Source organism: Mycobacterium szulgai (genome assembly GCF_002116635.1).
Classification (GTDB): domain Bacteria; phylum Actinomycetota; class Actinomycetes; order Mycobacteriales; family Mycobacteriaceae; genus Mycobacterium; species Mycobacterium szulgai.
Window position 1 is genome coordinate 119,813 of record NZ_LQPW01000148.1, and the last position, 10,145, is coordinate 129,957.

Below are 10,145 nucleotides of genomic sequence, written 5' to 3' on the forward strand. Positions count from 1 at the left end.
GACATGACATTGCCTGCCGGCCAGCCGATCCCCGTGGAGTCCGTCGAAGCCTCGGCCTACACCATCGGCACCGATGCCCCGGAGTCCGATGGCACCCTGGGCTGGGACTCGACCACTTTCATCCTTGCGACAGTGCGGGCCGGCGGTCAGGTGGGGACCGGCTACACCTACGGCGGCACCGCCGTCGCGACGGTGCTGAACGCCAAACTGGCTGACGTCCTGGCCGGGGCCGACGCGTTGCAGCCGCCAGCGCGCTGGGCGCAGATGCAGCACGCGGTGCGCAACATGGGCAAGCCCGGCGTGGTCGCGAGCGCGATCTCAGCGGTCGACATTGCGCTGTGGGACCTGCGGGCCCGCCTGTTGGGTGAGCCGTTGGTGATCGCGCTCGGTGCCGTGCACGACGCCACACCGGTTTACGGCAGCGGCGGGTTCACCTCATACGACAACGACACCCTGGCCGCACAGCTGCGCGGCTGGGTGGAGGCCGGCATCCCCCGGGTCAAGATGAAGGTGGGCCGCGACCCGGACGCCGACCTCGACCGCGTTACCGCCGCTCGGGCAGCGATCGGCGACGACACCGAGTTGTTCGTCGACGCCAACGGCGCCTTCGGGCGCAAGCAGGCACTGCTGTGGGCGCAGCGCTTCGCCGACTACGACGTGCGGTGGTTCGAAGAGCCGGTTTCCTCCGACGATCTCGACGGGCTGCGCCTGCTGTGTGAGCGGGGGCCGGCCGGCATGGACATCACCGCCGGGGAGTACGGCTACCACCTGCCGTATTTTCACCAGATGCTGGCCGCGGGCGCGGTGGACTGCTTGCAGGCCGACGTCACCAGGGCTCTGGGTATCACCGGGGTTCTCAAGGTTGCCGCGTTGTGTGACGCGCGCGGCATGGACCTCTCGCTGCACTGCGCCCCGCAGATCAGCGCCCACGTCGGCACCGCGGTGTGGCATCTGCGCCATCTCGAGTACTTCCACGACCATGTCCGCATCGAAGGGCTGGCGTTCGACGGGACCATCGATCCCGAGCCGGGTGGCCTGTTGCGTCCGGACCGGACCGCGCCCGGGCACGGGCTCACCGTCAAGCACGCCGATCTCGAGCGGTACCGGGTTGCGTGAATTCGGCGCGGGCCTGGTGCCAGCCGAAGCCCGCCCACACCGCCGCGACGATGCCGTCGGCAACGCCGCCCTGCAGCCGGCGCCGGTCGAGGACTCCTAACCCGAACGCGGTCAACGAATGAATGGCGTCGACGCCGGCGCCTGCGACAACCATTGCCCGGCTGGGATTGACCCCCGATACCCACGCCTGGACCAGGTGCCGCACCCCCAGAATGCGGGTGACCACCAGCGCCTTGCGGTCGACCTGCACCCCGTGCAGCGCGCTGAGGACCGCGCTTGGCGCAAGCAACAGCAGCGCACCCCAAACGGCGCGCACGATCTCGATGCGGCGAAGCTTCATGATTATTAGCTTCCCAATCCGTTGCCAATTCAAAACCCTTATTTGTCGCCGCAATTTGTCGTAGTGTTTTTTCATTCCTCGGCAAGCTACGAAGGGGTGGCTGCAATGAGTTTCTGTGTGTCGGCGCCAGAGGTAATTTCGGCGCAAATCCATTCGGGTCCCGGCTCAGAGCCGATGCTGGCCGCCGCGGCGGCATGGGATGGCCTGGGCGGCGAGCTGGGCTCGGCTGCGGCGTCGTTTTCCTCGTTGATCTCCGGGCTGGCCGAAGGGCCGTGGCAGGGTTCGGCCGCCAAGGCCATGGCAGCTGTGGCCGGCCAATATTCACAATGGCTGCAGCGGGCGGCTACCGAGGCCGGAGGCGCTGCCCTGCAGGCCAAGGTGGTGGCCTCCAGCTTTGAGACGGTGCGGACCGCGGTAACGCATCCCCTTGCTGTGGCGGCCAACCGCTTGCGCATGCGAATGCTGGCGATGTCGAATTTGTTCGGGTTCAACGCTCCGGCGATCGCGGCGGCCGATGCCGAATACGAGGGAATGTGGGCCCACAACGTGGGTGCCATGGCGGGTTACTACAGCGCGGTATCGGCGGTGGCCGCCAAATTGTCGCCGTGGCAGCAAGCGTTGCAGTCTTTGCCGGGCCAGTTGGCCAGCGCCGCCGCCGATACCGGGATTCCCGCTCAGCTGAGTGCGACAAATCAGGCGTTCTTGGCTCAGATGAAGTTCACCAATGACGCTCAACTGGCCAAAGCGGGAAGAGTCTCCAGTCGTAACTACATCGCGGCTAACGAGGCTCTGCGCCGCGGGGATGTGGCCACGGCCGCCAAGTACGGCGCCGCCGGGGCGCTGTATGAGGCTGGCGCGCAGACGATTGTGGCCACCAACAGGGCTGCCGCCGTGCCGAGCTTGATCGGTCTGGACGCGACGACGGCCGGACACCTGCTGGCTCCCGCGCCGGCAGCCAGCGTGGCCCCGGTCGTGCCCGCTGCGGCCGATCTATTCGGACGGCTGGGGGCGACCAACCAGTCGTTCGTCGCGCAGCTGAGTGCGGCTAGCCAGACGATGCTGGGCCGCCAGGGAGCCATGGCTCTGGCTGACTTCGGTGTGGCGGCTACAGATCTCGCGCATGGTGACTTCACCGGCGCCGCGACCTATGCCACTGCCGGGGGCCTCATCGATACCGGTGCTGCGTGGAGTGTGGGCACCGGGTTGGTGTTCGCGCCGCCGCGCTTGCTCGGCCTCGATCTGATGGCGGCTGGTGACTACTTATCCGTGCCTGCGCCTGAGACCTCGGCCGTCGTGGTGACGCCTCCGCCGCCTCCGCCGCCTCCGCCGCCGATGTCCGAATAAGCGCCTGCGAACGCCGCGACCCGGCCGATGAACCGGTCGAAGAATGCGGCTGGCTCGACGTCAATGCCGATGTGCGCGTTGGCTTCTCGGTTTGGTGACCAATCGGCGACGGTTGCGCCGACCGTGGTGATTTCCACTGTCGCCGGGCAGGTGGCGACGAGTTCGGGGTCCAGCGCGACCGCGGCGGCCAGCGGATCATGCAGATACGCCAGATACCCATGCCCGCGAGCCCGATGGGACTCGAAGTAGAACCGCAGCGCATCCTCGATGAACCGGATCACCGGAGAAGGGCCCGAAAGCCGGGCGAGGATCTCCGGTGTCATAGCGACCCGCTGGGTCAGCTCCAAACCGCACACGATCGGAAGTCGTTGTTGCCCAGCCCAACCGGCGAAGACTTCACCGGCAGCTTCCGGGTCGACCCGGATGTTCCACTCGGCCAGCTGCTGGTCTTCGAAGGCGCCGCCCATGATGACCAAGCGGCTCAACAATGTCGGCAGCGCGGGTTCGGCGCGCAGCGCCAGCGCCAGGTTGGTCAGCGGGCCGGTGACCACGCCGATCAGTTCGCCCCCAAAGGCGTGTGCGGCGCGCACCCAGGCAGTCGTCGCGTCGTAGTCGGTGAGCCGCCGCGCGGTCGGTGGGCCCTCGGCATAGCCCAAACCCTTTGGGCCGTGGAAGTTTCCGCGTTCGGGCCACTGGCCGCGAAGTGGCTCATCGGCGCCCTTGGACACGGGTATGGCTGGGGCGCTGCACAATTCGAGCAGACCGAGGTTGTTAGCGCACACCTGGTCGACCGGGATATTTCCTCCGGTCGAGGCGATGCCGACCAATGCCGCCTCCGGGCTGGCCAGCAGATAGATCAACGCCAGTGCATCGTCGATGCCGGTGTCGACGTCGGCGAAAACACGCTGCACTGCGCTCACGATACGCCGACTAAGCTAATCCAATGCCTGACGACCTGAAACCGCACTTTGACGATGTACAGGCGCACTACGACCTGTCCGACGACTTCTTCCGGCTGTTTCTAGACCCCACCCAGACCTACAGTTGCGCCTACTTCGAGCGCGAGGATATGACGCTGGAAGAGGCGCAGATCGCCAAGATCGACCTGGCGCTGGGCAAGCTGGGATTACAGCCTGGCATGACGCTGCTCGACGTCGGTTGCGGCTGGGGCGCCACCATGATGCGTGCGGTGGACAAATACGACGTCAATGTCGTCGGGCTCACCTTGAGCCGCAATCAGGCGCGCCACGTCGAGCAGCTGTTCGCGGTGTCGGACAGTCCGCGGGCTAAGCGTGTGCTGCTGCAGGGCTGGGAGCAGTTCGACGAGCCGGTCGACCGGATCGTGTCCATCGGCGCCTTCGAGCATTTCGGGCATGAGCGCTACGACGCGTTCTTCACGCTGGCCCACCGGCTGCTGCCCGACGACGGGATCATGCTGCTGCACACCATCACCGGGCTGCATCCGCTGGAAATGAAGGAACGCGGTATGCCGCTGACCTTCGAGTTCGCCCGATTCATCAAATTCATTGTCACCGAGATCTTTCCGGGTGGCCGGCTGCCATCGATACCGATGGTGGCCGAACGCGCCGCCGCCAACGGCTTCACCGTGACCCGCGTGCAGTCGCTGCAGCCGCACTACGCGAGGACTCTCGACATCTGGTCGGCCGCGCTGGAAGCCCATCGGGATCAGGCCATCGCGCTGCAGTCCGAGGAGATGTACGAGCGCTACATGAAGTACCTGACCGGTTGCGCGGAGATGTTCCGCATCGGATACATCGACGTCAACCAGTTCACCTGCGAGAAGTGATGTCACTGTCGGGTGCCCTCGGGCTACCAGTGCACGCCGGGAAATAGCCGCACCAGTCGTTTGACGGGACCGGGCACCCCTAACCGGGGTACGGCTGGGCGGGGCGCATCGCGCGTCTGGGGAGCCTGGGCGGCCTGGGGTTCCTGTGGAACCGAAACTCCGCGTGCGGCAGCCGAATCGGGGTAGCCCAGGTAGAGCTGATGCAGGATTCGCCGCGACAGCCGCGGCGCGAAGTAGTTGCCCGCCTCGGCCAGCGTGCCCAGTGGGGTGTCAATGCGCACCGGCTTCTCGACGAGCGCGCGCACCACCATCGCCGCGGCGTGCTCGGGGCTGATGGCCGGTACCGGATTGAGCCGGTGTGAGGGCGCGATCATCGGTGTGCGGACCAGCGGCATGTGGATGTTGGTGAACGTGACATGGTCGGACAGGGTTTCGGTGGCGACCACATCGGCGAACGCGTCGAGTGCGGCCTTGGTGGGCAGATACGAGCTGTACTTGGGGTTGCGGGCCTGCACGCCGGCACTGGACACGTTGACGACGTGGCCGAACCGGCGCTCCTGCCAGTGCGGCAGCAGCGCCAGCACCATCCGCACCGCGCCGAAGTAATTGACGGCCATCACCCGTTCGTAGTCGTGCATCCGGTCGTATGCGTTGACCACCGAGCGGCGGATGGACCGGCCGGCGTTGTTCACCAGGTAGTCGACATGGTCGAAGCGGCCCAGGATGTCTTTGATGGTGTGCTCGACGGAGGTGGAATCGGTGACGTCGCAAGTGAATGCGTACGCCTGGCCGCCGTTGTCGCGGATTTCGGCGACCAGCTTGTCCAGCGCGTCGGCGTTGCGCGCGAGTGCGAATACCGTCGCGCCGCGTTCGGCGACCGCGATCGCCGAAGCGCGGCCGATGCCACTGGACGCGCCGGTGATGATGACGTGCCGGCCCGCCAACGGATCGCTACGGCGAGCGCGATCGGGGTCGAGGTACTCGGCCCAGTAGCGCCACAACGTGGGCGCATAGCTGCTGAATTCGGGAACTTCAATGCCTGTGCCGTGCAACGCATTTCGGGTGTAATCGTTGGTGAACGCGGCTGCGGTGTCCACCACCTCGAAGATCTCGGACGGGATGCCCAGTTGGGTGACGGCCATGCTGCGCAGCACCTTGGCGCGCCCGCTGGCCTTGAGCACCGGTGCAGCTACCGAGCGCGGCAGTGACCCGAGCATCGGGGGCAGTCCGGCCGCGGCGGCGACGCCGCGGTAAATGCCATGTAGTCCAACGTTTTTCGGCGCGGTCAGGTGAAAAGTCTGACCGTCGGCACCGGCCGCGTGCACGAGTGATACCAGTGCCTCGGAAACGTAGTCAACCGGGACCAGGTTGGTGCGCCCGATGTCGGGCAGCAGCAGCGGGGTGAACGAGGGTAGTACGGCCAGCTTGGCCAATACGCCGAAGTAGTGATACGGCCCGCTCACCTTGTCCATCTCGCCGGTGCGCGAATCGCCCACCACCACCGCGGGGCGGTAGATGCGATACCGCAGTCCGGGGGTGCCGCGCACCAGCGACTCGGCTTCGAACTCGTTCTGGTGATACGGCGTCGGCAGGCTTTGGCCGACGTCGAAGTCGGCCTCGGTGTATTCGCCCCGGAAGTCGCCGGCAACGGCGATGGACGACACATGGTGCAGCGTCGCATCGAGCCGTTGCGCCAACGCGACCACGGCCTCAGTGCCCTCAATACCGACCGCCGCGCAGTGCAGCAGGTGGTCGATGTCGCCCAGTTCCGCGCAGGTCTGCTCGGTCAACTCGAGCTGGGGGAGGTCGCCGACCAGCGGCTTGACTCGTTCGCCCCACTCGCTGGCCAGCCGTTCGAAGCGGCCCAGCGAGTGGCGGCGCACCAGCACCCACACCTGCGCATCGGGCTGTCGGTCCAGCAGACGGGATACGACGCGGCGACCAAGAAACCCGGTACCGCCGGTAACGACATACCGCATGTAGCCCATCGTGCGGGGTGCGACCGCACTCGTCAACTACCTAGGTGAAGCTGCGGATGCCGTCCCAGTCCACCAGCGTCCAGCCGGTCAGCGGGTTGCCGGTGATCACCACGCGGCCGATATTGGGTAGCGGATGGCTGGTCAGCAGGCTCTCTTTGGGGTTCTTGACGTTCATTAGCGTCCACACCATGAGGGCGGCGCCCTGAGCGAACACGACCGGCTTGTTGTGGCCGCTGTCGTAGATCTTGCGGACCGCCGCGGTGAATTGAGAGTTGAAGTCGGTGCCGTTGATGGAGCCCGGAATGGCGTTTTTGGTATCGCCCTGTATCCAGTCCACCGGTGCCAGCATGTAGGTCGAATTGGCCATCGATTCGGGTTTGCCGTTGTACCAGCCGGCATCGAGTGATTGCAGGCCGGAAACGATCTCGACTTGCCTGCCGATTTCGCTGGCCAGGGGGCCGGCGGTCTGCTGGTCGGCGGCCATGGGGGAGGCGTAGATGCTGTCGAACTCGTTGTGTCCGACCTGGTGGGCAAGCTGCTGGGCCTGACCCTTGCCGTCGGCGGTGAGACTGGGCCCCGGCATGCTGGTGTCGATGACGCCGTCAGCGTTGGCCTGGGACTGCGCGTTGCGGATGAAGGTCAATGTGATGGTGCGTGCCTGCGGGCTGCCGCCGCCGCAGGCACCGACGAACACCGCCACGGCCAGCACCGCGAGGACTTTGTGGGCTTGCCGGATCATGGTGCGCTTCGCCATGGCGATAGCCTGCCCTGCCGACAGCGTTGGAGGGAAGGGTTTGCGATGGTTAAGTGCCGAAAAGTTCTTGAATCGAGAGGAGACTCGCATGGCGATTGACCCGAGTGCCGTCGGTGCGGTGACCGAGCCGATGTTGTTCGAGTGGACCGACCGGGACACGCTGCTCTACGCGCTCGGTGTCGGAGCCGGGACCGAGGACCTGTCGTTCACCACCGAGAACAGCCACGGCATCACCCAGCAGGTGTTGCCGACCTATGCGGTGATCTGCTGCCCGGCATTCGGTGCGGCGGCCAAGGTGGGCACGTTCAATTGGGCGATGCTGCTGCACGGCTCGCAAAGCGTGCGGTTGCATGGGGAGCTGCCGCCGGCGGGGAAACTGTCGGTGGTCAGCGAGGTGGCCGATATCCAGGACAAGGGCGAGGGCAAGAACGCGATCATCGTGCTGCGTGGTCGTGGCAGCGATCCCGACACCGGCACCCTGGTCGCCGAGACGCTGACCACGCTGGTCATCCGCGGCGAGGGCGGCTTCGGCGGGCAGCGGGGCGAGCGGGTGACGCCGCCGGAGTTTCCCGACCGTGAGCCCGACGCCCGTATCGACCTGCCGACCCGTGAGGATCAAACGCTGATCTACCGGCTGTCCGGCGACCGCAACCCGCTGCACAGCGACCCCTGGTTCGCCAGGGAGCTGGCCGGATTCCCCAAGCCGATCCTGCACGGGCTGTGCACCTACGGCGTGTCGGGTCGCGCCTTGGTGGGTGAGCTTGGTGGCGGGGTGGCCGCCAACATCACCTCGATCGCGGCGCGCTTCGTCTCGCCGGTGTTCCCCGGGGAGACGTTGAGCACGCTGATCTGGCGGACGGAGCCGGGCCGTGCGGTGTATCGCACCGAGGTCGCCGGCGCCGACACTCGAGTGGTGTTGGACGACGGCGCGGTGGAATACGTGCAGTCTTAAGCGGCTGTTAGACGTCCATGCCGGCGGTGCCGTTGCCCGTGACGATGTCGGGGAAGCTGACGACCAAGCCAGGGGCGCCACCTTTGCCGACTTGGCCGCCGTCGCCCCCGTTGTTGTCGAGATTGTTGTCTGGGTTGCCCCCGTTTCCGCCGAGGCCGCCTGTGCTGCCGCTGCCGGGGTTGCCGGGGAAGTCGTCGCTGCTGCCAGCAGTGGCACCTCCGCCGCCACCACCGCCCGCGCCGTTGCTTGGCGTCCCGGCGGCGCCGCCACTGTATATAGCGGAATCGGCCGCGGCACCGCCGGCGCCGCCGCCGCCGGCGGCTGCGGCGCTAGAAGCGGCTCCGCCGCCGCCTCCGCCACCGCCGCCGAAATACTCACCGATGAAGTTATAGGCACCGCCGCCGCCGCCGCCGCCGGCGCCGGCGGCTCCGCCCGTGGCGCCAGAGGCTGCGTCACCGGCCCCGCCGCCACCGCCCTGGCCGCCAATTCCGCTGAAGATGGAGGAGTTGCCCTGGATGTAAGCGTCGCCGCCGTCGCCGCCATCACCACCGCTGCCACCTTTGCCCCCGGTGCCGGCGTGGCCGGCGCCATTACCGGCGTTGCCACCGGTGCCGCCGGCGCCGCCGCCACCACCGCCTCCGCCGATCATTGTGGGGTTGTAGGGAGTCTCATTGACGGACAAGGCGTCGGCGCCGTCGCCCCCTCTGCCGCCATCGGCGCCGGCACCGCCATTGCCGTTGGTGCCAGTGGCGGAGTTGCCGCCAGTGCCGCCGGCCCCGCCTCGACCTCCCATGCCGCCCTGGCCCCCGGCCATGTTGCCCTGGCCGTCGTCGGGCCCGACGCCGCCAGCACCGCCCTGGCCTGCGGTGCCGCCGGTTCCGCCTAGCCCGCCGTTGCCGCTGTTGGAGTTGCCGCCGCCGCCGCCGGCCCCGCCCTGACCGCCGTGACCACCGTTGCCGCCGGACTGGTCGCGGTAGCCGACGGCGCGGTCCGTAGTGCCGCCGCTGCCGCCGTTTCCTGCGGTGCCGCCGGTCCCACCTTGGCCGCCGTTGCCGGTGTCGGAGTCGCCGCCGGTGCCGCCCGCTCCGCCTATACCTCCGTCGCCGCCCTGGCCGCCGGAAGTGGGGTTGATGCTGGGGTTGCTGGGCGCCTTGCCGCCCTTTCCGCCATCGCCTGCGGTGCCGCCCATGCCGCCTTGCCCGCCGGTACCGCCGTCGGTGCCGACGCCGCCCTTGCCGCCCTTGCCGCCTTGTCCGCCGCTGCCGCCATTGCCGCCGACGTCATTGGTGACAGCGTCGGCGCCGTTGCCGCCGTTGCCGCCGGTGCCGCCTTGGCCGCCCTGGCCGCCCTGGCCGCCGCCGGCACCGCCGATGCCCGCTCCTGCGGCGCCGCCGTCGCCGCCGTCGGCAGCGGCTCCGCCGGACGTGCCGTTGCCGCCGTCGCCGGTGCCGTCGCTGCCTTGGGCGCCGTTGCCGCCTTGGGCGCCGTCGCCGCCCTTGCCGCCGACGCCGGCGGTGCCTGCGGTGCCGCCGGTGCCGCCGGTGCCGACCAGACCGGCGCCGCCGGCGTCGCCGCCCTTGCCGCCGTCGCCGCCCTTGGTGGCGGCCTGGGTGCTGGTGGCGTTGAAGGCCTGGCCGCCGTTGCCACCTCGGCCGCCGTTGGCGCCGTTGCCGCCGGAGCCGTTGGTGCCGCCGTTGCCGGCCCCACCTTGGCCGCCGCTGCCCCCGGCAGCGCCGTCGCTGCCTTTGCCGCCGTCGATGTTGGGGGCGCCGGGGGTGCCTTGGGCGCCGTTGCCGCCTTGGGCGCCGTCGCCGCCCTTGCCGCCGACGCCGGCGGTGCCTGCGGTGCCGCCG

General features: G+C 68.3%; 8 protein-coding genes and 1 pseudogene. 4 read left to right on the top strand and 5 right to left on the bottom strand.

The window, feature by feature from the left end; all coding sequences use genetic code 11:
- Nucleotides 1-3: 3 nt before the first annotated feature.
- Nucleotides 4-1,116: an enolase C-terminal domain-like protein gene (locus tag AWC27_RS22200; RefSeq protein WP_085672463.1), complete on the top strand. Its 1,113-nt coding sequence runs from the start codon at nucleotides 4-6 to the stop codon at nucleotides 1,114-1,116.
- On the opposite strand, the gene AWC27_RS22205 is transcribed toward AWC27_RS22200, so the two are convergent.
- Nucleotides 1,079-1,456: a hypothetical protein gene (locus AWC27_RS22205; RefSeq protein WP_085672464.1), complete on the bottom strand. Its 378-nt coding sequence runs from the start codon at nucleotides 1,454-1,456 to the stop codon at nucleotides 1,079-1,081. The genes AWC27_RS22200 and AWC27_RS22205 overlap by 38 nt on opposite strands.
- Before the next feature lie 105 nt (nucleotides 1,457-1,561).
- Here AWC27_RS22205 and AWC27_RS33310 point away from each other — a divergent pair, with 105 nt between their 5' ends.
- A complete protein-coding gene (locus AWC27_RS33310; protein WP_085672485.1) occupies nucleotides 1,562-2,800 on the top strand; it encodes a PPE family protein in 1,239 nt (412 codons plus the stop codon).
- Here the strand turns inward: AWC27_RS33310 and AWC27_RS22215 are convergent.
- Nucleotides 2,713-3,720, bottom strand: a complete 1,008-nt coding sequence (locus AWC27_RS22215) for a nucleoside hydrolase (protein WP_085672465.1) — start codon at nucleotides 3,718-3,720, stop codon at nucleotides 2,713-2,715. The two genes, AWC27_RS33310 and AWC27_RS22215, sit on opposite strands and share 88 nt — an antisense overlap.
- Before the next feature lie 23 nt (nucleotides 3,721-3,743).
- On the opposite strand from AWC27_RS22215, the gene cmaA1 reads away from it, so the two are divergent.
- The gene (cmaA1, locus tag AWC27_RS22220) at nucleotides 3,744-4,607 is read left to right on the top strand and encodes a cyclopropane mycolic acid synthase CmaA1 (protein ID WP_085672466.1); all 864 of its coding nucleotides are present in this window, start codon (nucleotides 3,744-3,746) and stop codon (nucleotides 4,605-4,607) included.
- A gap of 23 nt (nucleotides 4,608-4,630) precedes the next feature.
- Here cmaA1 and AWC27_RS22225 read toward each other — a convergent pair whose 3' ends face one another.
- Both AWC27_RS22225 and AWC27_RS22230 read right to left on the bottom strand, forming a co-directional pair.
- Nucleotides 4,631-6,586 (bottom strand): SDR family oxidoreductase, encoded by a 1,956-nt coding sequence (locus AWC27_RS22225; protein WP_085672486.1) that lies wholly within the window; start codon nucleotides 6,584-6,586, stop codon nucleotides 4,631-4,633.
- A gap of 40 nt (nucleotides 6,587-6,626) precedes the next feature.
- A complete protein-coding gene (locus AWC27_RS22230) occupies nucleotides 6,627-7,340 on the bottom strand; it encodes a histidine phosphatase family protein (protein WP_085672467.1) in 714 nt (237 codons plus the stop codon).
- 88 nt (nucleotides 7,341-7,428) lie between these two features.
- Between AWC27_RS22230 and AWC27_RS22235 the strand changes: the two genes are divergently transcribed.
- Nucleotides 7,429-8,292, top strand: coding sequence for a MaoC family dehydratase (locus tag AWC27_RS22235; RefSeq protein ID WP_085672468.1), 864 nt, complete (start codon nucleotides 7,429-7,431; stop codon nucleotides 8,290-8,292).
- 7 nt (nucleotides 8,293-8,299) lie between these two features.
- Here the strand turns inward: AWC27_RS22235 and AWC27_RS31645 are convergent.
- A pseudogene (locus AWC27_RS31645) lies at nucleotides 8,300-10,145 on the bottom strand (PE family protein); the annotation flags it as partial.